Below are 25,322 nucleotides of genomic sequence, written 5' to 3'. Positions count from 1 at the left end.
TTTGTCATTGTAGCATCAAGCGTTTTCATTCGTATAGCTTATGATCATAAGTTGAATAAACCCCATTTAGACCATTTTGTTCATTATGTTCACAATAAAAAATCCTCCTGCGTTATACGCAAGAGGATGCTTATTACTCTATGGCCTTCTTCTTATCCAGCATGCTGGCGCTCTTCCAGTTTCCCCAAATATAGTAGCCTGCTGACAGCAGAATCCCTGCGAAAAATCCGATCGGAAAGCTCCACCACAGCGCATCCAATCCGTACTGTCGGCCAAGATAATAGGCCAGCGGGACGCGGATACACCACAGCGCCAGGAATGTCGTAATCAACGGAATCATCACCGCCCCTGTTGAACGGACGACACCTGAAAGGACGAAGGTAATCCCGAACAGAATAAAAGCCCACAGTGTGATATGATTAATATTCATCCCTATAGCTATCGCAGCCTCGTCCTGAAGGAACAGCTGCAGCGCTTGCCGGTTGAATACATAAATGAGCGCCACCAGCATCCCCGTCATCATAAAATTAAGCAGTATCCCCAATAACGTCGTCTTATGCACCCGATCCCACTTGCCGGCACCGATATTTTGCGCGGCGAAAGCGGATACCGCACTACCGATAGCCATAGCGGGCATTTGGATATAGGTAGACAGCTGCATGGCGGCGCCAAACGCCGCCGTAGCCACAGAACCGAAGCTGTTGACCAGATTGACAATGGCAATGGCGCTGGTGGAAACGAACATCAACTGAAGACCCATGGGAACTCCCTTCTTCACCAGCGATCCAAGGATTTGGCTGTCGAACCGCAAGTAATGCCGATCGGCCCCGGTCAACCGCAGAAAATGCTTTTTGCGGTACAGATAAAAGAGCAATCCGCACAAGCTGACGAATTGAGCAATGACCGTGGCGGTCGCTGCGCCTGCTGTCTCCATACGGGGTATGGGACCTAACCCGAAAATAAAAAGCGGATTGAGCACGATATCCAGGAATACGGCAAGCAGTAAAAAATAGAATGGCGTTTTCGCATCCCCCGCCCCGCGTAATATCATCATGATGAAATTAAAGAAAAACATGAACGGGATACCGATAAAAATGATACGCAGGTAACCCAAGGCATAGGTCATCGCATCAACGGGAGTTTGCATCCACTCCAAAATCGAGGCGCTAAGTCCTACTCCTGCCATGGTGATCAGCAGAGCCATCGACAAAAAAAACAAGGCGCTGGTACCGACCACGCGTTTGGCCTGCACCTCGTCACGGGCCCCTACGCTCTGTCCGATGAGAATGGTCGAGGCCATTCCGACGCCAAAGACTAAGCTCAAGAGGAAAAACATGATGTTGTTGGCGTTAGATGCAGCGGCAAAGGCGCTTTCACCCAAAAATTTGCCAACCCAAATGGCATTGATCGTTCCGTTCAATGATTGAAGCACGTTTCCCATCAGCACCGGCATCGCGAACAACAGCAGGCTTTTGCCGATCGGACCTTCCGTCAAATTGGCTTCTACGGGCATCGCCTTAGACATGCTCTACCCCCTCCAAAGATAAAAAAGCTTCCGCCCGAAACCGTTTCGGCGAAGCTGCATTCGTATATGTTATGAAAGGAAGGCAGCTGTAATAGCTGCCTTTAAGCGTTTCATCATGATATGATGCTGTTAATATATAGTAAAAAGTAATGCGCGTAAATCCGACTATGGTTGTGGTTTCGAATCCGGTACGGAGGCTGGAACGTCTTGGATGGCAGGAACGTTGGATTCCGTACGCTTCGTTAAGTGTTTGACCAAATTCTCCAAATCAATACCGCTTACGTTCTTCAGCATCTCCGGAGCGGTGGCCATCAGCTGCGTGACGTAGTTGCTGACGCGCGCCGCACCTTCGCCATTGCCTGTATCGACGACGGTGAGCTTGTCGATGGACTTCAACGGCTCCGCCACTTTTCCGGCAAGCTCCGGCAGCATCTTCACGATGATATCGAGTACGGCGGCTTCACCGAATTTCTCAAATGCCTGAGCAAGCTTCTCCTTCGCTTCCGCCTCGGCCAAACCGCGGAGCCGGATGACTTCCGCCTCAGCCGTACCTTTGGCCCGTTCGGCATCCGCCACAGCCAAACCTTCGAGCCGCTTCTGCTCAGCCATCGCCCTCGCTTCGGCTTCGATGCGGTATTGTCTCGCATCCGCTTCCGCCATTTGCTTGGCCTTTTCAGCTTCCGCAGCCTGAATCACTGCATAACGATCGGCATCCGCTTTTTTCTTCACTTCCGCATCATATTGCTTCTCGCGGCGCAAAATTTCTTTGCCTTCAAGATCAATTTCGCGTTCTTTACGAACAAGCTCGACTCGCATCTGCTCCTCGACAACGCTTTGTCTGGCGCGGGCTTCCTGGATATGGTAGGCTTGATCCGCTTCCGCGCGTGCCGTATCCTGCTCCTTTTTAAATGAAGCCACCTTCAGCTCTTTTTCCTTTGAAGCTTCGGCAATGTTCGTATCTCGCAGCAGCTCCGCTTTCTGCCCTTCTTCCTCGGCACGCGCCTTTTGAATCCTGGCATCCCGCAGGGCTTCCGCTTCGGCAATTTCCGCATCGCGTTTGACCGCGGCAATTCTGGGCTTCCCGAGCGCATCGAGATAACCGTGCTTATCCCGTAAATCCTTAATGGTAAAGGAAACGATCTGGAGGCCCATTTTTTTCAAATCCTTGGCTGCTACGCCTTGAACCTCCTGCGCGAATTTGTCGCGGTTGCGGTACACTTCTTCAACCGTCATCGAGCCCAGAATGGCCCGCAGGTGCCCTTCCAGAACTTCCTGCGCTTCCCCCTTCAACGCTTCCGTCGGCTTGCCCAAGAACTGCTCCGCCGCTGTTGCCACATCTTCGACGGATCCGCCGATTTTGATAATGGCAACGCCGTCGGCCATGACCGGAACGCCCTGCTCCGTGTAAACCTCCGGGGTGGAGACGTCCAATTTGTGTGATAAGAGCGAAACAAATTCGGCTTGCTGAAATACCGGAAGGATGAAAGACCCGCCGCCGCGAACAATTTTAATTTTGCGTCCGGAATCGTCCGTCAATACATTTTTGCTGCCGAGGAACGATCCGGTGACGATCATCGCCTCATCCGGACTTACCGTTTTGTACCGGGCCCAGAACGCAAGCCCCAGTACGACGATCACACCGACAACAATGATTGGAATTGTCAAAAGTTCAGTTAATACCATTCCCATCTCTCCTTTACAACTTGGGTTCGTCCAGACGGGTCACAAACAGCGTGCCGTCTTTCACTTCCACCGTCACTACTCTGGCACCCGCCTCAATCGAGTTACCGTCAAAGCTTTCCGCAATCTGATTCGTAACGCCTCCGCCCATCTGCATCACAACCTCCCCGCAGCCTTGGGCCGGAATCGGCACCGACACCTCCCCGATCCTTCCGACCAAATCCTGCATGGAGAAAGCCAACGAATTCTCGGTGTTTTGCATTGGCTTGACGTATAAGAAAAAGATCAATGTCCCGGACAGAACGGCGGCCAGCAGAGATAGGAACAACACTGCAGCAGCTGCCAAAGGGGAATACTTCGTAAGCAAAATGCCCGAGCCACCGAGTACCGTCAAACCGCTAAACAGCACCATCGGTTGCAAGTAATGCAGCACGTCGCCGGACATCCAATCGAACATCCCGTCTATCGCGCTGCTCAGCAGGTCGCCGAACACAACCGTCACTAGCGCAAATAATACGCCAGTAATAAGCAGTCCCCAATACAGCTCCAACATGATGCTCCCTCCAAACTTCAAACAAATGTGCACAATCAGTAATACGCAGCATACATCTAGAAAGTTGCATTTTTACCTCACAAATCCAAAAATATGAACAAAATGCGACATGCCCCCGAAATCGCGAATCACGGGTTGAACCGGATCGGACGCAAGGCCGCCTATAAGAGCGGTTGGGTGCTCTAAATAAGCGCAAAAAGGATCAAAGATGAGGTTGCCCGGCCCGGGAACACCGCTTGGTCAATGCAAACTGGAAACCGCTGGTCAAATCGGTTACTATGATAAGGGAACTGCTGTACATACCCTTAATTACAGGTAGGCGAGGTGTTTGTTGTGGAAGAAGTCGTTGTGATCGGGGCGGGTCCTTGCGGCTTGTCCGCCGCTGTTGAGCTGCAGAGAATCGGTCTGAATCCGCTCGTTATTGAGAAAGAATGCGTTGTGCATTCGATTTATTTATACCCTACTTATATGCAATTTTTCAGTACGCCGGAGCTGCTTGAAATCGGAGGGTATCCTTTCTCCACTCCGAATGACAAACCCTACCGGTTGGAAGCATTAAACTATTACCGGAACGTGGCCCAACGCAGTGAGCTGCGCATCCGCTCGTATGAGACGGTAACGGGAATCACCCGTCAAGCCGACGGCACCTTCGAGCTGACCGTACAGAACAAATTCGGCGCATCTGACAAAGTACAGACCCGTTATGTTGTCGTGGCCACCGGGTACTTCGATTCTCCGAATATGCTGGGCATTCCAGGCGAGGATTTGCCCCATGTCTCGCATTATTTCAGAGAAGCCCATCCTTATACCGGTACCCGGGTAGCCGTCATCGGCGGAAGCAACTCCGCGATCGACGCGGCTATGGAGCTGCTTCGCGCAGGAGCAAGCGTGACGGTCATTTACCGCGGGGAAACGTATTCCTCCGTCATTAAGCCTTGGGTTCTGCCCATATTCGAAAGTATGGTAAGCAAAGGCAAAATCCGGATGATGTTCCGTTCACGTGTAACGCACATTACGGAGACGACGATCACTGTGGTAACGGACGGGCAGGAGCAAACGCTGGACAATGACTTTGTGCTGGCCCTAACCGGCTTTCGGCCGGATCGAAGCCTGCTGACCAAAGCAGGCGCCGAATTAAACATAGAGGCGGGCGGCGTGCCGAAGCACGACCCGGACACGATGGAGACGACGGTACCTGGCCTGTACATTGCAGGAGTAGCGGCTTCCGGCTCCAATGCCAATGAAGTGTTCATCGAAACCGGACGTCTGCACGGCGGACGCATTGCCGCTCATATCGCTTCAAAGAAACAAACCTGAACATTGGAATCATTCCAAAGGTCGCCCCGGGCTTTAAGGACAGGCGGCCTTTTTTCCTTGCGCTTATTTAAAAATAAGATCTTTTTCCCGCTGCGTCAGACGGCGTCCGGCGATATCGACAACCAGCTTTCCCCCCGACAATCCCCAAATCCTGGTGGCAAACTTCTCTGCGAGCTCAACTTGATGAAGGCTGCAGAAGACGAGAATCTTGTTTTTGCGGCAGATCGTCCGCAGATCCTCCAGTACGCGGCTTGCCGCCTCGGGGTCCAGCCCGGACACCGGCTCATCTGCAAAGATCACCCTTGCCCCTTTAATCAACGCTTTACAAATGGCTACCCGCTGCTTCTCCCCGCCGCTCAGCTTTTCAACAGGCTCGTGGGCTTTGTCAAGCAGTCCCACGCGATCCAAATAATCCATCGCTTCCATATGATCGTCTTCCGATACCGTATTGGTGAGAAAGCGCCACCATGATTTTTTGAACAGCAGCGCGGAAAGCACATTTTTAACAGCCGATTTTTTTTCATTTAAGCCCGGTTTTTCCTCCAGATATACCCACTGCTTGCGCAGCTGAAATTTCTCCCAAGCATTCAAACCGGTAATATCTTTACCATCATAAATATATTGGCCTTCATCCCATTTTTCCTTCAGCATCAGACACCGGAAAAAAGTGGTTTTGCCGCTTCCGCTGGCACCAAGCAGGGCGATCAAATCGCCTTCGTCCGCCTGAAAGCTGATACGCTGCAGTACGCGGTGATCGGGTGGGAAGGTTTTGCTCAAACTTCGTACAATGATCATCCGTCCGATTCTCCTTTACTCACATGAATCTCTAATACTATACCATGATCCCCGGCCCGAAAACCACCGCGCCTTCATTCACCTTCAGCCAGCCTTAAGTAATAGATGAAGTCCGTGGAAGCGCCGGACACACTCCAATGCCGCATCATCGATGCGATATTGCCTAAGTGATATGTACCATGATTCGATAAATGCTGGACGACTTCAAGTATCGAATTGGAGAATACTTCACCCTTTGAATTGGAATAAGTGATCCTGTCCCCGGCACTTACCCTCTGCAAAAATAGGCTGTAATCCGCCCGAAGCCGATCAAACCGCTGCTTCAGCTCTTCGATGGATGGCTGTTCGCTCCTTTCCATCGGATAAGGAATCTGCCGAAGTCGGGATAACCACAAACCGTCGACATCCGCCAAATGAGCCAGTGTTTCTCCAATCGTAGGAAATACACCGGGAACCGGCGTATACAGCACGTCCTCTTCCATTTGTTTTAAATACGCAAGCCAGGCATCGATCGCCCAAAAATGATAATCGATCAGCTTGCATAGCCAGTCATTATTCATTCCTCTCAGCCTCCCTGACCTTTATCATAATCCATTCACGGAATATAATAAATCCTGAAAAAACGGGAAAAAGCCGCCCGCAGTTCGGACAGCTTTAGATTCATTCGGCGAACGGCTTTTTACTATTGAGGATTCGTTTCCTTTGGGACCTCATTCAGACTGGGCGGATGAGTGGCCGCTTTGTCCGGCTCTACGATCGTACCCTCTTGCGTAAATTTATTTTCTCTGAAATCAGGATTGTTTCTCTTATTGGCTTTCTTGTTTTCCATGTCCCGCATCACCTCCCATTTTAAGGTTATGATTTCATAATAATACTTTTTTATGCATATTTTGTTATTTGTCATAAAAATTTAACAAAGTTTTCGACAAAAAATTACAATTTTCACGCTAACCTCGTATTATAATACTCTAAGGAATAGCGGTATCTATCAATTATAGGATGTGATAGGACATTCATGGAAGAAGCTGAATTGAAACGCCGCATGGAACGAATGCAGCGCCAGCTTTATGTGCTGGTCGAGAAGACGGGAAGCTTTGTAGACCCCAAGGTCGTCGAGCTTAGCCAACAGATCGATTGCCTCGTTCTATCTATCCAACTCTTACGAATGAAGGACAAACTCCAATAAATCCGAGGCCGTTGAATGAAATCAATGAGCCTCTTTATTGTGCTTCGGCTTGATAAATATTACATGATATGTTATATTAAAAACAAGGAAAATCAAGGGTTTAAGCAATATACGCACCTTGTACCCCCTGCTTGATGTACTCTCTTGATGCACCACTCAAATGATAATAAAGGAGCGATGCACCATGAATTATGATGCTCATCAACAACCGCAGGAGAAAAAGATTTCCGTTGAACTGACTTTGAATGAAGCTCTGGCTCTTACCGGCGTCCGATTCCGGGATAATCATAAGCTCGAGGTCAACGCCATGGCCAAGATCAAAAGACAGCTCGAAGAGCAAATTATCGACAGCCGCAGAAATGTTCAGTAATCGGCTTTGAAATGAAATCGTTAACAAGATCCCGATGCAAGCCCTTTGCATCAGGATCTTTTTGTTTTATTCCGCCCTCTTCATATATAATGGATTCACACTAGGGAATCAGTAAAGGAGCGACATCGTTTATGAAGCAGCAAATCGCGTCGGTCATCGACCGTTATAGTGAATCGTTTACCAGCCTGTCCAAATATATCGGAGAGCACCCGGAGCTCGGAAACGAGGAATGGGAAGCCTCGTCCCGGCTCAAGGAAGCACTGCGTGAGCATGGCTTCGAGATCCAATCTCCGGTCCTCGATCTCCCCACCGCCTTTATCGGCACGTACGTATCAGTCAAACCGGGCCCCACAATCGCTTTTCTGTGTGAATACGATGCGCTGCCAGAGCTTGGGCATGCTTGCGGGCATCACTTGATTGCCGTGATGGGACTGGCCGCGGCTGTCGGCTTAAAAGAGGTAATTGACGAGATCGGCGGCACGATCCGCGTCTATGGGACACCCGCAGAAGAAACGAAAGGCGCAAAGGTTCCCATGGCTGCCGCCGGGTTGTTCGATGATGTCGATATCGCCATGATGGCGCACCCTTATCATACATATGAGAAATCCGGCAGCTCGCTCGCCATGGACGCGATCCAATTCGAATACTTCGGTAAATCCGCTCATGCCGCGGCAAGTCCTTATGAAGGCATTAACGCGCTCGATGCGATTCTGCTGTTGTTTCAATCGATTGGGGCATTGCGTCAGCAGCTGCGAAGCCACGCCCGCATCCATGGCATCATTACCGAAGGGGGCAAGGCTCCGAATATTATTCCGGACTATGCGGCTGCACAATTTTACATCCGGTCCGCAAACCGACCCTATACCGATGAAGTGGTACAGAAGGTTCTTCGCTGTGCCGAAGGAGCCGCCCTTCAAACCGGATGTACGATGAAATGGTCCAACTATGAATTTTCATATGATGAATTAATCACAAACCGCGTATTATCCGACCTGTTTACGAAAAATTTAACATCGATGGGCATTGCCGAGGACATGATCGAAACCGGCAAGGATCACGGTTCGCTTGACCTGGGCAATGTATCGCGCCATTGTCCGACCATTCATCCTTATGTGAAGGTAGTGGATGAACGCCACATGCTGCATACGAAAGAATTTCGCGATCTGGCGATGCTCCCGCGTGCCTTCGAGGGCATGCTGCTGGCTGCCAAGGTGCTGGCTTTTACCGCATATGATGTGATCGTCAATCCCGACCTGCTCCGTTCCATCCGGGAAGAATTTGAACGCAGCATTCGCAGCGGACACCAGGGGAGCTGACGGATTCATCATGAAACAAGAAAGAGACAGATGAGCAGCTCCATTCACTCATTTGCCTCTGTTTGTGCGTTTAAATTCAAAATTCATAACACTTTTCTCAGGAATTCCTTCGTCCGCGGATGCTGTGGATTCGCGAACACTTCCACAGGCTTGCCCTGCTCGACGATTTTGCCGCCGTCCATAAAGATCAACCGTGTGCCAACCTCTCGGGCAAAGCCCATTTCGTGGGTGACGACAACCATGGTCATTCCCTCGGCAGCCAGCTCTTTCATAACATCGAGCACCTCGCCCACCATCTCCGGATCAAGCGCAGACGTAGGTTCGTCAAACAGCATTACCTTGGGGGACATGGCAAGCGCCCTGGCGATGGCGATCCGCTGCTTTTGACCGCCGGACAGCTGTCCCGGATAGCTGTCCGCTTTATCGGTTAAACCGATTCGCCTCAGCAGCTCCCGTGCGACCTTGTTCACTTCATCATTGCTCATCTTCTTCAGCTTTCGCGGAGCTAACGTAATGTTTTCCAGCACCGTCATATTCGGAAACAGGTTAAACTGCTGGAATACCATGCCCATCCGCTGACGCAGCAGATTGATATCATGCTTGCTGCGGAACAGCGAGGTGCCTTCGAATTCAATATCTCCGCCGGTCGGCTGTTCCAGCAAGTTCAAACAGCGTAAGAACGTGCTTTTGCCCGACCCGCTGGGGCCGATGACAACGACAACTTCGCCTTGGCCGATGTCGATATCGATACCGTTCAACACCCGGTTATTCCCGAAAGCCTTATGCAAATCCGTTACTTTAATCAGAGGTCCTCAGCCTCCTTTCAGCTAGTCCGAGCAGCTTGGACAACACAAAGGTCATCATAAAATAAACGATCGAAACAACGATTAACGGCTCAAACGGCTGGAACGTGTTGCCCTTCACTGTATCTGCGCTGTACATCAGTTCAGCCACCCCGATGACGGATACGATGGAAGAGTCTTTGATAATGGTAATGAATTCGTTGCCAAGCGCTGGCAGCACATTGCGGAACGCCTGGGGCAAAATAATATAGCGCATGGCCATCGCATGAGGCATCCCAAGCGAGCGGGCCGCCTCCATCTGACCTTTGTCAATCGCCTGAATCCCTGCACGAAACGTCTCCGCCACATAGGCGGCGCTGTTAAACGACAGGGCAAGGATGCATGCCGCCACGTCGGGAAAGGCCGACCCCAGCCAAGGAAGCTCGGGAAACTTGATTCCCAGCTTGGGCAAACCGTAATAAAACAAAAGCACCTGCACCAGCAGCGGCGTCCCGCGGATAAATTCAATATAGGACACGGAAAAAATCTTCAGCGGATAAATACGCGACATGCGCATGAGCGCGAGGCCAATACCGAGAATGACCCCGAAAATGACAGTAAAAAAGGACAATATCAATGTCATTTTGGCCCCGTTAATAAAAAACATATAGTACGTCGGCAAAAATGAAAAATCCATCCGTTCCCCTCCTTTTATTTATGTACACGGCCTATAACCGAACAAAAACCCGCCGGAAAACGCTCCGCTCAGGTTTTTGTCCGATCATTTTCATAGACCAGGCCGAATTACTGTGCTTCCACCAGCTCATTCGCTTCGGCAACCATCTTATCAATCGATTTATCCTGAATCAGCCTGTCCAACGTTTGGTTCATCGCTTCCACAAGGTCGGATCTGCCCTTCTTGACGGCAATCGCAGAACCGCTGTCCTCAGAAGCCAGCTTGATATCCGAGATAACCAAATCCTTGTTCTTCGTCAGGTAAGCCTCAGCAACAGGCAGTTCCACTACAAGAGCATCAATTTTTTTGTTTTTCAATTCCATCATCAGGTCGGAAATTTTGCCAAGCGGCTTCACTTCAGAGCCTGGCATCTGTTCTTTCACGATCTTTTCCTGAGTCGCGCCTTTCTGGGCCCCCACTTTCATCCCCTTCAAGGATTCAATCGTATTGAATCGATCTTTATCCTCTGCACGAACGACAACCTTTTGGACAGCCGTATAATATATTTTGGTAAAATCAATAGCATTCATGCGCTCAGGAGACGGCGTCATCCCCGAAATCACAAAATCCACATTACCGGCTTGCAGCGCTGCCAGCAGTCCTTCGAATTTCATGTCTCTGATCTCCAGCTCAACTCCCAGATCCTTCGCAATCTCTTTGGCTATTTCGATGTCAAAGCCGACAATCTCATCTTTTTTGTTAATCTCTTTATGAAATTCGTAAGGAGGATAATCGGCGCTGGTACCGACCACGATTTTGCCGGCTTGCTTAATTTTCTCCAACGTTGATTGTGTTTGCTGCGCGGTTTGGGATGAATGGTCTCCTCCGCCTGTTTGTTCCGTCGTCGCAGCAGGCTTTGTCCCGCAGGCAGTGATGATCAGCAGCAAGCTCATCAGCATAAGTGCAATCGCCTTATATTTTGACATTGGTCAATTCTCCTTTCTCATTAACTTCAACATTATATAATAGAGATTCCAGTTTTACAACATATCGAATGTTGATAATAGGATGTATTATTATGGAATATACCATAATCAATTGGAATACTATGGGATTTTATTCCTGTTCAAAATATAGAAAAAGCGGTATTCCCCATTTTCGGGAAATACCGCTTCTGATTTTCGTTTTATTCGGTTTTCGCATCATCCAGTTGAAAGATCTCAGCCACCGATTTCTTCAGCTTCTCATGAACCACGACTTCCGGACGGATGGCTTGAATCCGCGCCTCGGCATCATCCACCGAGTCGCTGAGTCCGAGGGCAAGAAGGGTGCCGATGGCTACGCTTCCGGCTCTGCTGCGTCCCGCCGCACAGTGAAACGCCACTTTTTTCCCCGCCTCGGCTTCCTTTACGATCGTATCAACGGCTTGTTTAAGAAACTTTTCCTGTCCCTCTTCTTTATCCACCAACGGGATATGGATTCTTACTACGCCTTCCTTATCCAGCTGCGCGTCAGGCGATTCTGCCCTCAGATCGACAATGACCTCGCATTTTTCCTCTTCTATGAACGACTGCACATCCTGCTCTCCGCCGATGAATATTTTGTTATCCACCAAGGCCTGGTACGATTTTTTCGATTTTTCCGCCACAGCCGCCACTCCCCTCACCTGATTTACTATGACTAAGTTTATCAAAGCATGCACAAATACACAATTTTTTTTAACTACAGCACACATACACTATCAGGAGGTGGTCGCTATGTATTCGTACAAAAAAAGTATAAAAGCAAGACGATCAAGGGAAAGCTCCGTGTGTGCCATGATTTGAGAGCCAATAAGGAGCTGAAGCCTCTGGTTCCCCAGACCTTGCCCTTGTCACCGAAGAACCTGGAGCTGATGACTAAAAAAAGAGGTGAATTCAAACCACCCCCAATATCATCCTTTAAAAAAACTCGATCCCGCAGCTTATCGCCGGATGGTCGATTATGCCAGAAGCTACGGCAGACGCGACGATTAGGATGCTTGCATCGGATAAATCAAATCTCCCAATCGTTCCATTCGTTCTTGCGTTTATCGATCTGGAGCAGCCAATCCCGTGTTTTATGAATGACTTGCTCCTTCGCCTGACCGCCGCTGAAGGTATGATCCGCCTGAAAAATAACTTCTTTATCGCATTGTCCCTGACTGCGGAGCCAGAACAGCTTTTGGTATAAGAAGCAGTAATCGACCGGAATTACTTCGTCTGCAGTACCGTGGACAAGGAACACATCGCCGCTGAATTTACGCAGTTGCTCGAACGGTTGATGCTTGGCCAGCGATTCGAAGAATATAGGCTTCAGCGAGTAACCGAGGTAATCGGTTGAACCGTGCTTTACCGCTTCTTCGTATGCCTTTTTGCCGGTTATGCCTACAATGTCATTAAAAGGATAAGCAACGGGAGCCCAAAGAACAAGCGTTTTGACCCTTTTGTCCCGGGCAGCGGTCAGTATGGCGACGGCTCCACCCAGGCTATGCCCCAGAAGAATCACCTTTTGAGGATCTACGCAATCGATATCGAGCGCATAGTCAAGGACGGAGCGCGTTTGATCGATCATCGCATCGAGCCCGCCACTTCCATAATCGCCTGTGCTTTCACCGCAGCCCCCGTAGTCGAATCGGAGCACCATATATCCGTTTCGCGCATATTCCCTGGCCGCAAGCACGAATAACCGGTCTACTCCAATCCTGCTTCCGACAAAACCGTGAGCGATAATAATGATAGGGTACTTCTCATTTATAGAATTGCCGTTCCTATTCCCCGATACCGGGTAGTGAAGCGTGGCCGCGAGCTCCTGTTCCCCGCTTTGTATCGTAATATGATGTTCCATGATGACTTCCGCTCCTTTTACAAATCTCCTAAAATATATTATTCCGATGTTTTTAGTGTGTTTTATCGCTATAATAGCACCCTGCCCGATATACTGTCAAACGAAAAAAACTCTGCCTTTGCGGACAGAGAAGTTTTCATGCTATTTGAGTAAAAGTTATTGCTGCTTCGCATTCACAGGTGTGCAGTCGCCGCAGTATCCCAATATTTCAAACCGGTGATTGAGCACTTGAAAATCAGTCGGTACGCCATCCATCTGCTTCATTGGACAAAATTCAAAGGGAATCGTCCTCTCGCAGCTGATGCATATGAGATGATGATGGTGATGCGACTCGCATCTGGCGCGGAACTTCAATCCGTCGTTCAAATAAATTTGCTCCAGCACTCCCATCTCGGTTAACAGCCGGAGGTTGCGGTACACCGTATCAAAGCTCACTCCAGGATACTGCTGTCTCATATACTCATAGACATCCTTGGGAGCCAAATAACCTCTCGATTCGGCAAACAGACCGGCAAGACTTTTCCGCTGGTCGGTAATGCGCCAGCCCTTTGCCGACATTGCCTTTAAGATTTCTTCAATTGTCGTTTCCGTGTCATGCTCATGAATGGCCATAGCTACCTCTCCGTTTTGCGCCTGGATACTATTAATAATGCCTGAATACGCGCCGTGAGTCAAGATTCATCGGTTTTCGAGCGCGGTTAACTGCTCTGCCAGAGCGGTTTTGTCGAAATGCTCGCCAATGAACACGGCAACGTTCGGAACGTTTTCTTTTGGCGCGATTTTGATAAAATCCATCTCGCGGTACGCATATTGAAACAGGAATGGACTGGCCGTATCGGTAAACCATAGAACCCCTTTGCCCCGATAAATGTTGCGCGGCAGCCGGCCGACAAGCTCCTCAAAGCGTTCGCTGTCAATCGGCCGGGTAAAATAATGGGTATATACCATGACATGGTCGTGGCTGTGATGGTGAGGCGGAGACCCTTCATGCCCGCAGACGGTGTCATGACGGTCATGGCCGTGATCTTCTTCACACCGGCAGGCCTGGGTCTCTTTATACCGATCCTTCACTCCGCCGTCCGGATGATCCAGCACAGTTAGATCCATCTCGCAGCGTACGGTCGGGATGATCGGAGCCACAGGGTTCAGCTCTCTAATGACGGCTTCCAGGCGCAAAAGCTCGGAAGGAGGAATGAGATCCGTTTTGTTCAAAATAACCCTTGTTGCGCAGCGAATTTGGTCGGCCATCAGCCGGTAGGTCCTTCCAGCCGGATTGATCGATCGTTCTGCAAGCTGGGCGGCGTCAACCACCGTAATCACCGATTGGAGCGCAACCTCCGTCAGCATGGAGGCATCCGTAATTCCGTCGAGCATTTCCATCGGGTTGGCCGCTCCGGTACTCTCCACGAATACGACATCCGGCTTATGGTCCTGAATCAACTGTTTAAGCTCCATTCCCAAATCCCCGCGAATTGTACAGCAGATACAACCGCCAAGCATCTCCGTCATAGGCACTTCCTCATCGACCATCATGCCGTCCAGATTGACATCCCCGAGCTCGTTCATCAGCACCGCCGGCTTTTTGCCGTTGAGCTTGAAGTAATCCAATGCCCGGGTAAGCAGCGTCGTCTTGCCGCTTCCAAGAAATCCGGTCAATATATGCACAGAAACAGGCTGCTTCATTATTCTTCACTCTGCCTTCGTTCTTGGTTTCGTTTCAAGGGTACATTGTACTCCCGCTGTCTTATACTGTCAATTTTACAACCTTAGTTTGGTTGTCCCGCCCATTCCGACCCGCTTCGTTTATCCCTCCTTTTTTATTCTAAATTGGAAACCGTACGCATAGAAGCGTACAATATAAGAAAAAAGGCGAGCGGAGAAAGAGGTGCAGTGAGGCATGCTTATCCGTACATATGATCCCCGAAAAAAATCTCAACCCCCCTCTGCCATCCATCAGTTGCAGCCTAGCATCCAAATTGATCCAACATTTGCTTATTATCTGGACAGATCCGAGGATAGCGTCGCGGCAGAGCTGGAGCTGGCCGGATTCCGGGCCGTACGTTATTTTGTAACAAACGAAACCCAGGTCAATGGACGCCTTATTGCCGCTTTGCGCAATCGGGGCCTGGAGGTGTGGGCCATGGTGCTTGGCAACGGAGCCTATGGAACCGGACACCTGCCCCCGGGTTGGAAGGATTGGCAGATGACGCTGCTGAAAAAAATAGATGACGGATTCCACCGGTTCTCCCTGTTCAGCCACCAGTATTTAGCTTGGAAAAAAAACGCCGTTTCCCGTCTCATCAGCCGGCATCCTTTCACCGGCTTCGAGGTGGCGGAACCCTATTTTCCGGAATGGAACGGTCTGGACAGCGGGGTTTACGGGGATGTCGGTCCTTTGGCCAGAGCCGCGTTCAAGAGGTTCAGCGGAGCTGAAATGCCTGACTTTCGTTACCCGGGCTCCCCCGCCTATTATAAAACCGACCGTGCCCGTTACCTGCTGTGGATGGAGTTTCGTGTACAGGCGGTCAACGGCTTCCTGAACGAGCTCATCAACGGCGCAGGCGGGGTGCGGGAAACCAATCCCGGGATACGGATAGCGACATGGTCCCTTGCTGTAAATGCGGGGGACGATTCCGTTCCAGCCCTTAGAGAATACCAGGGCATTGACGCCGCCGCTATGATCCGCACAGTGCGTCCGGACGTGCATATCCTTCAAACCCATTGGCCCGATTGGATGCGCGAACGGCTGAAGCCCGACTATATAAAGCATTACAAACCGTTTATTGACCATATCCGGGCTTCTCATGCTTCCATCCCGATCGGTGTGCAAACCGATATCGGTTCGCTTCGCCGGATGCGGCGCAGCCGTGCCTGGATGGAACGTTTTGCGGCGGCCGCCGGAGCTCACGGGTATCAATTCTGGACCGCATACGAATACAGTATCGGGCTTCCGATGTATGAGGACAAACCTCAGCCGGTTCGCGCCCATCGTCCCGAGCAAAGCCTCGTCGTGCTGGAATTCAACAAACGCGTGGACGTACGGACGGCCTCCTGCGGCCAGCATTACCGTTATGTGAGCCATGGAAGCGAACCGGCAATCCCCGTGCGCGTGAACCAAGTCGACGGGCATCGGGTCGTTCTTTCTTCAGAGCAGTTCCCTGTCGAATCGTTTGAACTGCATATCACCGGGATCCGGGATACCCCCGAGCTATGGCTGCTCAAGAATGAGGCGGGCAATCAAACGCCGCAAGGGTGCCGGATCAAGATTCCCCGCTGCATTTGATCATTGGTCATTTGTTCCGTTTGGAGTTACAATGAAATCAACGTCTCCTGCTTTGGCTAGACCGGCCTTGAACGAATCGGCGGAGACCCTATGTTCCGATGGGAGTGAAATGATAATGATCATCGATCCTTGGAAAGAAGAACGCGCCAACGCGGTAACCCACGGAATCGGAGCCGTCCTCAGCGTGGCGGCCCTTGTCCTGCTGCTGATCCATTCTTTACGCAATGGCAGCGTATGGCACATCGTCAGCTTTACCGTTTTCGGCGTTTCGCTGATTTTGCTTTACGTCTCCTCTACTTTGCTGCACAGCGCCCGCCAAGAGCGGTGGATCGACATCTTCTCGATCATGGACCACGCCGCCATATTCGTGCTGATTGCCGGCACGTATACCCCATTCCTGCTCGTGACGCTGCGTGGTCCGCTGGGTTGGAGCTTATTCGGGATCGTTTGGGGATTAGCACTCGCCGGGATTATTTTCAAGCTGTTTTTTGTCAAACGCTTCATTCTGCTCTCCACTCTATTTTATATCGCGATGGGCTGGCTTGTGATGTTCGCGTTTGGTCCGCTGCAAGAAGAGCTTGCTCAGGCGGGAATAGTTTGGCTCGTTGCAGGGGGCTTGCTGTATACGCTGGGTACCATCTTTTATTTATGGAGAAAAATCCGCTATCATCATGCGATCTGGCATATATTCGTACTGGCCGGCAGCATCTGTCATTTCGTTACCGTTTATTTCTATGTTCTGCCCGAATAACAACAAACAGACCGGGAGGCCCGATCAGGCACTCTCCGGTCTGTTTGCATATCACTTCACTTTATCTGTTGCGGAGCTGCTTGAATTGGAAATATAAAAAACAGCCGACACAGAACCCGCAGATCGCGACAAATGCCGCCGCGGCTACCATTCCCGCAAAAAGATAGCCTACCCAACTGCCGGGCATCAGCCAGAAAGAAACCACAGACAAGGTCAATAATATCACGGCAATCGAATTGTTGAACCGCTGCAGCTCTGCGGCTTCCGTCTGAGCTCCGGCAATACGGCCGTGCAGCAGCGGCGCCGCCAGCTGTACAATCAGGTTTGCGCGTACGCCCTGCCATAAGCCGATCACTTGTATCGCCCATAACGCAGCGATTAGAAAGGGCTGTTGAAATATAATGGCGAGAACAACAAGTAAAACAATCCCCGTTTGATTCGCACGAACATAAGGAATAGGAATTTCTTTCATCTTGACCGATCCACCTTTCGTCTAACTGATTATGGAGTCACTTCAATTCAAAAGACACTTTCTGCTGCTCTTTGTTCCAAACCAGCGCTGCCTCGAACATTCGATCTCCTTTTTTAAATCCTTTCAGCGAAGCCGTTTTCCCCGTCTTCAAAAATCTCTTGATTTGAGTTTCAGAAATGGTTTTGCCGAGCACCTTCTTGGAAAAGGAAAAATTACACTGGGGATAGGCCGAGCAGCCAAACAAACTTTTCTTGTCCACAACAGGCTTCTGGCATTTAGGGCACGGACCCAGGCCTTCGGAATCGGCTTCCGTATGTTTTAACGGTTTGCCTTCTTCTAATTGCTGAGCCGTAAAGGTCCAGGTTCTCGCGTTTTCCAGAGCGTCTTGCACGATCTTTTGAGATAATTTTCTGACCTGCTCCATGAACGATTGGGGCGAAGCTTTGCCCTGTCCTATATCGTGGAGACGCTGCTCCCATTTCGCCGTCATTTCTGCTGAAGCGAGTATACTGTCACCAAGGGCCTCAACCAGCATCATACCTTTGTTTGTGGCATAAACCAAGTTTTTTTTAACTTCAATGTAGTTTCGTTCCTTCAGCACGGATATAATGCCTGCCCGGGTGGCTTCCGTCCCCAGACCTTCCGTTCGTTCAAGCACCTTTTCGAGCTCCGAATCTTCGAGATGCTTGCCTGCCGTTTTCATTAAAGTAATTAATTGACCTTCAGTATATCGTTTAGGCGCTTGCGTTTTACCCTCTTTCACCATCAGTTCTTCTACTGCTCCGGTATCCCCTTCGACCAGCGGAGGCAGGACTTCAAGTTCAGATTCTTCCCCCGAGTCATGTTCATACAGCACCGTTCGCCACCCTTCTTGAACAATTTGCCTCCCCTTCGTCAAGAACGTTTCCTGCCCGCCGACTAAAGTAGTTAGACGGGAATAATCGATAATCGCCTTTTCATAATGGGCCGCGATGAGTCGTTTGACAATTAATTCATACAAGTTGCGCTCATCGTCTTTTAATCGGCTGGGCTGCGGAATGACCTCAGTAGGAATAATAGCATAGTGATCGCTGACCTTGGCGGCATTTACAAAGCGCTTATGATTGGCAATCGATTGTACAGGAAGCGGAAAATAGCTTTTGAACGAATCCAGCCGGCTTAGCCTGGCAAGTATATCAGGAAACTGCTTGGCCTCTTCCGGCGTTACATAGGCGGAATCCGACCGTGGATACGATATAAATCCATCCAAATACAACTGCTGCAATGCGTTTAAAGTTTTCTGAGGGGAATACTTGTATATTTGATTAGCCGCAGCCTGCAGAGATGACAAATTAAAGAACTGCGGCGGCTGAAATTCTTTTCGTTCTTTCACGAGATCAACGACACGGGCCTCTTTGCCCTTACAAAACTGTCTGACCAATTCCGCTTCTTCTTTAGTAGTAAACCTCGACTGCTCGCCTTTGAACCACGTTCCGTCATAACGTGCATCTTTCGTAACAAACTTGGCTTTCAGTTCCCAGAACGGTTCAGGCTTAAAGTTTCGAATTTCCTTCTCGCGCGCAACGATAAGAGCAAGTGTAGGGCTTTGTACGCGCCCGGTGGAGAAAACCTCCCTGATGCCCCTCCGCTGAAACAGCAACGAGTATACCCTCGATCCGTTCATTCCGACAAGCCAATCCGCACAAGAGCGGCTTAGCGCTTCGTAGTATAACGGCCGGGTGGCTTCTTCACTCTTTAAGTTCATAAACCCCTGCTCTACCGCCTTCGGGGTCAATGAAGAGATCCACAGCCGTTTCATCGGCTTCTTGACGCCGCTTAATTGAACCGCAATACGGACGATATATTCCCCTTCCCTGCCGGCGTCCCCGGCATGAACGATTTCTTTAACATCCGGTCGAAGAAGCAGGCTTTTGATCACTTGAAATTGTTTGGCTTTGGAAGGAGCTACCCGATGCTTGAACTTCTCGGGGATGATCGGCAAAGAAGAGATGCTCCATCTTTTAAGGCCGGGATCATATGCTTCAGGAGGAACCAACTCACAGACATGACCGACAGCCCAAGTGACAAGCGCACCTTCGGGAAAAAACGGATTCGGGAATATTTCGATAAAGCCCTGCTGTTTTTTATGTTTAAAGGGTGAGGCCAGTTTGGCCCCTTGATCCGGTTTTTCGGCGATGATTAATTTCAATGAAGTTACAGCTCCTTGTATCGAACGTACAACTTATTATATCAAGAAAATTGAAAATTTGACTAACAAATAAAATAAATCATCAAGAACGGTTTATGTTGGATTTGAGCTCGCCGCTAGGCGTAAACAACACAAGTTTTTGTAATAGCGTATCCTTGGACATAAACAAGTAAGTGGGGACATGCTTTTTCATGTTTTTAAACGGATTCGTCACCGATAACAGATAGATCGGCATCAAACTAATCCATTTTAACCATTTGTACCCTGTGCTGGTTATGGGAAATGCTTCAAAACTTAATTTATCGTATCCCCGATTTAACATGGTAATCCCGATCAGCCCCTTGATATCATGGCATTTCGGATGGCTTCTAACATACAAGGCAAGGTCGGGCAGCGATCTTTCAATGCTCCGGTAAAGAAATCTTGCTTTTTGCAGTTCATTCCTCAAGGCCAGCATGTTCTTTAACAGAACAACATTATGTAAATGAATTTTCAGCAAGAGATCGCCCTTTTGAATCGTCGTTCCGTCGGCCAAAGATACCGGTCTGCCTTTGTACAACGTAAGTCGCACTCGAAACGCGCTGCTTTTCCGGTCGCCCCCGCCAATATATTTTAACCGGGTACAGGCATAATAGATGGGATCGAGAATATCCCAAACGGTCAGGGCTATTGACTTTAACCTCATGTCCTTATCCCCTTTGGAATGTTTTCATGGAAATGGTTATTTTGTCTTGTGAAAAGGAATTTCATTGGTGGAAAAAATCAGTTTCTGCTTATACATGCTGCTCCGGATTAAGAAAACCTCTCGCAAGGCCATTCATGAATGAGCGATCGCAGTGGTTACACATCTAAAATCAAACCCTCTCTTATTTGTACGTCGGCTTCCAATAAAACACGGGCTTCCCTTAATCCGGAACAAACGTTTCCAAGCTTATGCTGTTCTTGAGATATAATGGGATATCTCGATAAAGATCGGCCTTACTTTCTTCAATGATTCCGGCAATTCGATTCAGGTTTACCTTCCCGTCTATTCCTTGTCCATGAGGTATGTTGAAAGTCATCACCTTCATCTTCATCTCCATCTGTCGGTCTCCTCGCGAACATCATACAACCATGTATGTCAAAGGCCATGATGTAGTATCCTATTTACCGTATTATCCCCAGTTTGTATTTCGCATATTGCCGTTACTGATGGAGGAAATGAAGGATGAAAAAAATATTGGTTATGCCCTTTCTTTCGATATCTACCGGCCATCACCAGGTTGCAGAAGCTTTAATAGATCATATTCACGGAGTAATGCCTTCTGTCCAATGCAAAAAAGTGGATATTCTTCAATACAGCTATGGGAGGATGGAATCTGCCGTATCACAAATTTACATAAAATGGATTCATTCGTTCCCGAATTTCTACAACTGGATATACAGAATGTCGGTATACCAACCGACGCGGCAACCGCAGCGTTACCGTATCTACGAGTGGCTTTTTCAGTATTTTGTTGAAAAGCTGGTTCGCGAGGAACAGCCTCATATGATCATTTGTACCCATGCTTTACCTTCTTATATTCTCAATCGTCTAAAGACCCGTCGTATAATCTCCGTACCGGTTATTAATGTATATACCGATTTTTTTATCAATAATCTGTGGGGATGCGGCAATATCGATTACCATTTCGTTCCCAACAAGGACCTAAAACAGTCGCTCGTGCAAAAAGGTGTCCCTGAGGAACGGATTTTTGTTACCGGTATACCGATTCACCCGAAAATTACTGAGAATCAAGAAAAATCGGTGTTCTCTTCCCAAATGACCGTATTAATTTCCGGCGGCAGCCTTGGTGCTGGCGTCATTCCTTCCCTTGTTCGTCAAATTGGAAAAAAGGGAAATATCCACTATAAAGTATTATGCGGTAAAAATAAGCATTTGCACGAATATCTGATAAATTTAAAGCATCCCCGTATTACTCCCTTACCCTATATCACATCAAGAGAAGAGATGGATGAATTGTACAATCAAATCGATGGCATCATTACCAAGCCGGGCGGAGTAACGGTCAGTGAATGCCTTTATAAAAGAATACCTATTTTTGTTTACCATGCGCTGCCTGGACAAGAAAAAATCAATCTGCAAAGCTTAAAGCAGCAAGGGCTTATTGTCCAGGCCGACCATTGGAAGCACGAGGCGAGTATGGAAGAACAATTGGGAAGTATATTAAGCTCCCGGGAACAATGTGATGGATTGCGCCGAAATGCAGATCATTATTACGATACAATTACGAATAGAAATATCTCGTTGTTATTGCAAAGCATATGCCAACTTCATTAGGGCATACAGCTAATTTCAAACTGGAACGGTATAATGTGCCCCTCACTCCGCCGCGCAAATGATGGCTGTCATGGGAATGGACGACCTGCGCAATCTTGTTCCATGTCAGGTAAATGATATGATACTCGCACAGGGACTAAAAAAGTACAAACTCCGGTCGCTATACTGCTGTCGGAGTTTGTACTTTTTCAATAGCCTGTAGAGATAGGTGATGAAATGTGATTTCCGGCCTGCTGCCAACCCGGATATTTAACCCTGTTTGCCCCAATCCTTCACTGATATAAAACGCTTTGCCCCGATAACGCTGCAAGCCTTTTACCATATTCATGCGAACCAGACGTCCCATCTTAATCAAATGGTAAGGCTTCGGCCACCAAATCTGGCCTCCATGAAAATGACCGGCCAGCAAATAATCAAAGTTATATTTCTCCATTATTAATACAATATTAGGGTCGTGCGTCAAAACCAACCGAAACCCCTGATTTACCTTCCGAAAGGACTGATCTAAATTACTTCTCTCCGTGCTGAAGTCGTCGATTCCGATAATGTGGACAGGTCTGCCGTCTACGTACAAAAGATCATTTTCATTTTGTAAAACTTGACACCCGTTATCCTCCAACACCTTCCGCAGCTTATCGAAATCATGATGCTTCAACACGTAATCATGATTGCCGAAAACAGCATAAATTCCATATTTCGGCTTCATTTTGTGCAAAACCTTTAAATATTCGGACAGCTTCGGAATACTTTTTACTTTGTCCAAATAATCCCCGGTCAATGCAATCAAATCCGGCTGGTCTCCGGATAATAGATCCGATAACCGGTCAGGCGATACCGAAATGTTCTCCATGTGCAAGTCCGAAAGATGCAGTACTTTCAAAATTTCATTACGAGAGATGTTCTTGTTTTCCGGCAACCGGATATGAGTCAGCTCTACCTGTTTCGTATTTTTATGTGCTTTATATAATAAACAGATGATCACTGCTATGATCAAAACCAACATGATATACCATTCCATTTCGAAACCCCCTTTTCTATATCTAACAGTATAGAAAATGAGCCGGACAATGTCATCGGTAATTAATGGCCGGTATTTTTGTCCCGGTATGACAGAGATGCGGGCCTGGTACGATAACAAAAAAAGCCTTCCCCTTCCAGGGGAGGCAAGTGAGAAAAAGGTTATGAGGAAAAGTCTATTATGGGAAATAGAATTGCGCAACAATTCTGATTTCCACAATTCAAGTATAACCCACCATATTTTGTGATGCAATGTAAAATAAAACCTATATATAGTACTTTTGGTTTCAGACGATCTTTTTGGGCTTATCATCAACTCCACATAATTTTTGTAAAAGCTGATCCTTTGACATAAACAAATAGGTCGGCACATGCTTTTTCAAGTTTTTAAACGGCTGCGATACCGATAGCAAGCAAATAGGCATCAAACTCATCCATTTTAAACATCTATATGCTGTGGAGGATATCGGGAATGCTTCAAATCCTAATTTCTCACAGCCCCGATTTAACATCGTAATGCCGGGATTTAGGATGGTTTTTAACATACAGGGCAAGATCGGGCAACGAACTATCAATAAACCTGTACAGAAATCTTGTCTTTTTGATTTCATTTCTTAAGGGAAGCATGTCTCTTAATAGAACGACATTATGTAAATGAATTTTTAGTAAGATATCCCCTTTTGAATCATCGTTCCGTCGGATAAAGTTAAACCCGTTTTATTTCCTGTATATTTCACCGCAGCGAAAATCGGCCGGCAAATCCGCGTATGCCATAATGGCCCCAAATGAAATTGACACATTTTTTAGGTTGTTTCGGTTTAAAAATCATACTGTACTCCTCTTTATATCTCATTGTACTGACTGGTTAATTATTCCACTTTAACCCGCTTCTTTTTGTTTTACAAAATTGAAAAAGGGGTATCCCCGTCACCTCGGTGAATTTTGGGACAGCCCCGTTTAACCTTACGACTTTTTAATACAACCACATATTCGCGGCTGCCCCGACCAGACCCAAGCCTATGGCCCACCATCCCAAATTGTTGGCTTGACTAAAGACGGTGATCAAACCAAGAATTATCGCAGCACAACCAAACAGAACCGGTGAAAAGAAAAAAGCGATAATTCCTGCGATAATCCCAATCCATCCCATCCATAAAGCCGATGAATCCGTGTTATCTCTTTCCTTTTCCTTGGCCACCATTTATTCCACCTCCTCTGTTTAGTATTTCTATGATGCATTAAAATTATTTACTTGCCGATCCCTTGGACCGCTCAAGCCAAAAATGATGCAATTTATCATGCAAATCTTCACACCGCAAAGCTAATGACAAAGTAGCTTTTATATATCCCCATTTGTCCCCGATATCATGGCGGTCTCCCTCCAGAAGACGCGCATGCATGCCCTGCTTGAGGCAGAGAATCTTGAGAGCGTCCGTCAACTGGATTTCACCGCCTCGTCCCGGCCCTGTTTCCTCCAAAATATCGAAAATCTCCGGTTGAATGATATACCTTCCGACGATGGCCAAATTCGATGGCGCTTTATCCGTATCGGGCTTTTCGACCAAATCCTCCAATTCATAGATATGGTTATCGATCGGCATGCCCGCAATCACGCCATACTTGGACACTTCTTCAGGCAAAACGGGCTGTACGCCCACCACCGTCTTCCCATGGGTCTCAAACTGTTCCATCATCTGCCGAAGCGCCGGTTTCGTAGGGTTATCGATAATATCGTCACCCAGAAGAATGGCGAATGGCTCATTTCCGACAAAATTGCGGGAGCATAAGACCGCATGCCCGAGTCCGCGCTGCTCTTTTTGCCGTATGAAATGGATATCCGCCATTTTCGCGATCTCCAGCACTTCTTCATATTGAGACCATTTCCCCTGTTCTTTAAGGAAATACTCCAACTCCACATTGTGGTCGAAGTGGTCTTCAATGGCGCGTTTGTTTCGTCCTGTCACAATCAGAATATCCTGAATCCCAGAAGCAATGGCCTCTTCCACGATATATTGAATTGCAGGCTTGTTAATCAAAGGCAGCATTTCTTTGGGCTGGGATTTAGTTGCGGGTAAAAATCGGGTGCCGAAGCCTGCAGCCGGAATAATCGCTTTACGTATTTTATACATGTGGAAACTCCCTCCAACCGATCATGATGACAAGCGTACAGATTACTGCGGCCGTCCGGCGTAAAGCTGCGGCTTGCCTTCTTCATCCGCCGACGAC

At 48.4% G+C, this 25,322-nt stretch carries 27 protein-coding genes and 1 pseudogene; 7 read left to right on the top strand and 21 right to left on the bottom strand.

The window, feature by feature from the left end:
* Positions 1-133: 133 nt before the first annotated feature.
* The 3 genes from NR121_RS16945 to NR121_RS16935 all read right to left on the bottom strand — a co-directional run bounded on the left by NR121_RS16945 (position 134) and on the right by NR121_RS16935 (position 3,758).
* Positions 134-1,525, bottom strand: a complete 1,392-nt coding sequence (locus NR121_RS16945; RefSeq protein ID WP_054818407.1) for an MATE family efflux transporter — start codon at positions 1,523-1,525, stop codon at positions 134-136.
* Between the two features lie 165 nt (positions 1,526-1,690).
* The gene (locus NR121_RS16940; protein ID WP_306274564.1) at positions 1,691-3,208 is read right to left on the bottom strand and encodes a flotillin lipid rafts scaffold protein FloT; all 1,518 of its coding nucleotides are present in this window, start codon (positions 3,206-3,208) and stop codon (positions 1,691-1,693) included.
* Positions 3,209-3,221: 13 nt separating this feature from the next.
* Complete coding sequence (locus NR121_RS16935; protein WP_062408635.1) at positions 3,222-3,758, bottom strand: NfeD family protein; 537 nt, start codon at positions 3,756-3,758, stop codon at positions 3,222-3,224.
* 333 nt (positions 3,759-4,091) lie between these two features.
* Here NR121_RS16935 and NR121_RS16930 point away from each other — a divergent pair, with 333 nt between their 5' ends.
* The gene (locus NR121_RS16930) at positions 4,092-5,075 is read left to right on the top strand and encodes a YpdA family putative bacillithiol disulfide reductase (protein ID WP_054818406.1); all 984 of its coding nucleotides are present in this window, start codon (positions 4,092-4,094) and stop codon (positions 5,073-5,075) included.
* A gap of 63 nt (positions 5,076-5,138) precedes the next feature.
* On the opposite strand, the gene NR121_RS16925 is transcribed toward NR121_RS16930, so the two are convergent.
* The 3 genes from NR121_RS16925 to NR121_RS16915 form a co-directional block, all read right to left on the bottom strand.
* Entirely contained in the window at positions 5,139-5,870 is a 732-nt protein-coding gene (locus NR121_RS16925) for a phosphonate ABC transporter ATP-binding protein (RefSeq protein WP_062408636.1), read from the bottom strand.
* A gap of 74 nt (positions 5,871-5,944) precedes the next feature.
* Positions 5,945-6,430 (bottom strand): DinB family protein, encoded by a 486-nt coding sequence (locus NR121_RS16920; protein ID WP_054818405.1) that lies wholly within the window; start codon positions 6,428-6,430, stop codon positions 5,945-5,947.
* A gap of 122 nt (positions 6,431-6,552) precedes the next feature.
* Positions 6,553-6,699, bottom strand: coding sequence for a hypothetical protein (locus tag NR121_RS16915; RefSeq protein ID WP_174349962.1), 147 nt, complete (start codon positions 6,697-6,699; stop codon positions 6,553-6,555).
* 201 nt (positions 6,700-6,900) lie between these two features.
* Here NR121_RS16915 and NR121_RS16910 point away from each other — a divergent pair, with 201 nt between their 5' ends.
* The 3 genes from NR121_RS16910 to NR121_RS16900 all read left to right on the top strand — a co-directional run bounded on the left by NR121_RS16910 (position 6,901) and on the right by NR121_RS16900 (position 8,742).
* Positions 6,901-7,056, top strand: a complete 156-nt coding sequence (locus NR121_RS16910; protein ID WP_249929428.1) for an aspartyl-phosphate phosphatase Spo0E family protein — start codon at positions 6,901-6,903, stop codon at positions 7,054-7,056.
* Between the two features lie 184 nt (positions 7,057-7,240).
* Positions 7,241-7,426 (top strand): hypothetical protein, encoded by a 186-nt coding sequence (locus tag NR121_RS16905; protein ID WP_054818404.1) that lies wholly within the window; start codon positions 7,241-7,243, stop codon positions 7,424-7,426.
* Positions 7,427-7,557: 131 nt separating this feature from the next.
* Positions 7,558-8,742: a M20 family metallopeptidase gene (locus NR121_RS16900; RefSeq protein WP_054818403.1), complete on the top strand. Its 1,185-nt coding sequence runs from the start codon at positions 7,558-7,560 to the stop codon at positions 8,740-8,742.
* Between the two features lie 83 nt (positions 8,743-8,825).
* Here NR121_RS16900 and NR121_RS16895 read toward each other — a convergent pair whose 3' ends face one another.
* The 7 genes from NR121_RS16895 to NR121_RS16865 all read right to left on the bottom strand — a co-directional run bounded on the left by NR121_RS16895 (position 8,826) and on the right by NR121_RS16865 (position 14,748).
* Complete coding sequence (locus tag NR121_RS16895) at positions 8,826-9,548, bottom strand: amino acid ABC transporter ATP-binding protein (RefSeq protein ID WP_054818402.1); 723 nt, start codon at positions 9,546-9,548, stop codon at positions 8,826-8,828.
* Positions 9,541-10,221 (bottom strand): amino acid ABC transporter permease, encoded by a 681-nt coding sequence (locus tag NR121_RS16890; protein WP_054818401.1) that lies wholly within the window; start codon positions 10,219-10,221, stop codon positions 9,541-9,543. The genes NR121_RS16895 and NR121_RS16890 overlap by 8 nt, the downstream gene beginning before the upstream one ends.
* Before the next feature lie 107 nt (positions 10,222-10,328).
* Positions 10,329-11,186, bottom strand: coding sequence for a transporter substrate-binding domain-containing protein (locus NR121_RS16885; RefSeq protein WP_137669670.1), 858 nt, complete (start codon positions 11,184-11,186; stop codon positions 10,329-10,331).
* A gap of 200 nt (positions 11,187-11,386) precedes the next feature.
* On the bottom strand, positions 11,387-11,848 hold the full coding sequence (locus NR121_RS16880; RefSeq protein WP_171005798.1) for a protein-tyrosine phosphatase family protein: 462 nt from the start codon (positions 11,846-11,848) through the stop codon (positions 11,387-11,389).
* A 386-nt stretch (positions 11,849-12,234) separates the two neighbouring features.
* Positions 12,235-13,065 carry an alpha/beta hydrolase family protein gene (locus NR121_RS16875; RefSeq protein WP_062408641.1) on the bottom strand — a complete coding sequence of 277 codons (831 nt, stop codon included), beginning with the start codon at positions 13,063-13,065 and terminating at the stop codon, positions 12,235-12,237.
* A 156-nt stretch (positions 13,066-13,221) separates the two neighbouring features.
* Positions 13,222-13,677, bottom strand: a complete 456-nt coding sequence (locus tag NR121_RS16870; protein ID WP_054818399.1) for a Fur family transcriptional regulator — start codon at positions 13,675-13,677, stop codon at positions 13,222-13,224.
* Positions 13,678-13,743: 66 nt separating this feature from the next.
* Positions 13,744-14,748 (bottom strand): CobW family GTP-binding protein, encoded by a 1,005-nt coding sequence (locus NR121_RS16865; protein ID WP_062408642.1) that lies wholly within the window; start codon positions 14,746-14,748, stop codon positions 13,744-13,746.
* A 214-nt stretch (positions 14,749-14,962) separates the two neighbouring features.
* On the opposite strand from NR121_RS16865, the gene NR121_RS16860 reads away from it, so the two are divergent.
* Entirely contained in the window at positions 14,963-16,348 is a 1,386-nt protein-coding gene (locus tag NR121_RS16860) for a hypothetical protein (RefSeq protein WP_062408643.1), read from the top strand.
* A 115-nt stretch (positions 16,349-16,463) separates the two neighbouring features.
* On the top strand, positions 16,464-17,099 hold the full coding sequence (gene trhA / locus NR121_RS16855) for a PAQR family membrane homeostasis protein TrhA (RefSeq protein ID WP_054818397.1): 636 nt from the start codon (positions 16,464-16,466) through the stop codon (positions 17,097-17,099).
* A gap of 61 nt (positions 17,100-17,160) precedes the next feature.
* Here trhA and NR121_RS16850 read toward each other — a convergent pair whose 3' ends face one another.
* The 4 genes from NR121_RS16850 to NR121_RS16835 all read right to left on the bottom strand — a co-directional run bounded on the left by NR121_RS16850 (position 17,161) and on the right by NR121_RS16835 (position 20,841).
* On the bottom strand, positions 17,161-17,571 hold the full coding sequence (locus NR121_RS16850; RefSeq protein WP_062408644.1) for a DUF4395 domain-containing protein: 411 nt from the start codon (positions 17,569-17,571) through the stop codon (positions 17,161-17,163).
* 37 nt (positions 17,572-17,608) lie between these two features.
* Positions 17,609-19,759, bottom strand: coding sequence for a DNA topoisomerase III (locus NR121_RS16845; RefSeq protein ID WP_256831517.1), 2,151 nt, complete (start codon positions 19,757-19,759; stop codon positions 17,609-17,611).
* A gap of 82 nt (positions 19,760-19,841) precedes the next feature.
* A complete protein-coding gene (locus NR121_RS16840; protein WP_054818396.1) occupies positions 19,842-20,444 on the bottom strand; it encodes a YkoP family protein in 603 nt (200 codons plus the stop codon).
* Positions 20,445-20,664: 220 nt separating this feature from the next.
* Positions 20,665-20,841, bottom strand: coding sequence for an endonuclease/exonuclease/phosphatase family protein (locus tag NR121_RS16835; RefSeq protein WP_256831516.1), 177 nt, complete (start codon positions 20,839-20,841; stop codon positions 20,665-20,667).
* A 125-nt stretch (positions 20,842-20,966) separates the two neighbouring features.
* Here NR121_RS16835 and NR121_RS16830 point away from each other — a divergent pair, with 125 nt between their 5' ends.
* Entirely contained in the window at positions 20,967-22,079 is a 1,113-nt protein-coding gene (locus NR121_RS16830; RefSeq protein ID WP_062408647.1) for an MGDG synthase family glycosyltransferase, read from the top strand.
* A gap of 160 nt (positions 22,080-22,239) precedes the next feature.
* Here the strand turns inward: NR121_RS16830 and NR121_RS16825 are convergent, their stop codons facing one another.
* From NR121_RS16825 to galU, 4 genes and pseudogenes are all read right to left on the bottom strand, one after another.
* A complete protein-coding gene (locus tag NR121_RS16825) occupies positions 22,240-23,097 on the bottom strand; it encodes a metallophosphoesterase (RefSeq protein ID WP_054818393.1) in 858 nt (285 codons plus the stop codon).
* A 286-nt stretch (positions 23,098-23,383) separates the two neighbouring features.
* Positions 23,384-23,768: pseudogene (locus NR121_RS25370) on the bottom strand (YkoP family protein).
* Positions 23,769-24,069: 301 nt separating this feature from the next.
* Positions 24,070-24,297: a hypothetical protein gene (locus tag NR121_RS16820; RefSeq protein WP_062408650.1), complete on the bottom strand. Its 228-nt coding sequence runs from the start codon at positions 24,295-24,297 to the stop codon at positions 24,070-24,072.
* A gap of 43 nt (positions 24,298-24,340) precedes the next feature.
* Positions 24,341-25,225: a UTP--glucose-1-phosphate uridylyltransferase GalU gene (gene galU, locus NR121_RS16815; protein ID WP_054818392.1), complete on the bottom strand. Its 885-nt coding sequence runs from the start codon at positions 25,223-25,225 to the stop codon at positions 24,341-24,343.
* Positions 25,226-25,322: the final 97 nt, after the last annotated feature.

Source organism: Paenibacillus sp. Pae15 (genome assembly GCF_024519685.1).
Lineage (GTDB): Bacteria > Bacillota > Bacilli > Paenibacillales > NBRC-103111 > Paenibacillus_G > Paenibacillus_G naphthalenovorans.
Note: the sequence above shows the minus strand (reverse complement) of the source record. Positions and strands in the feature narration are given on the sequence as shown.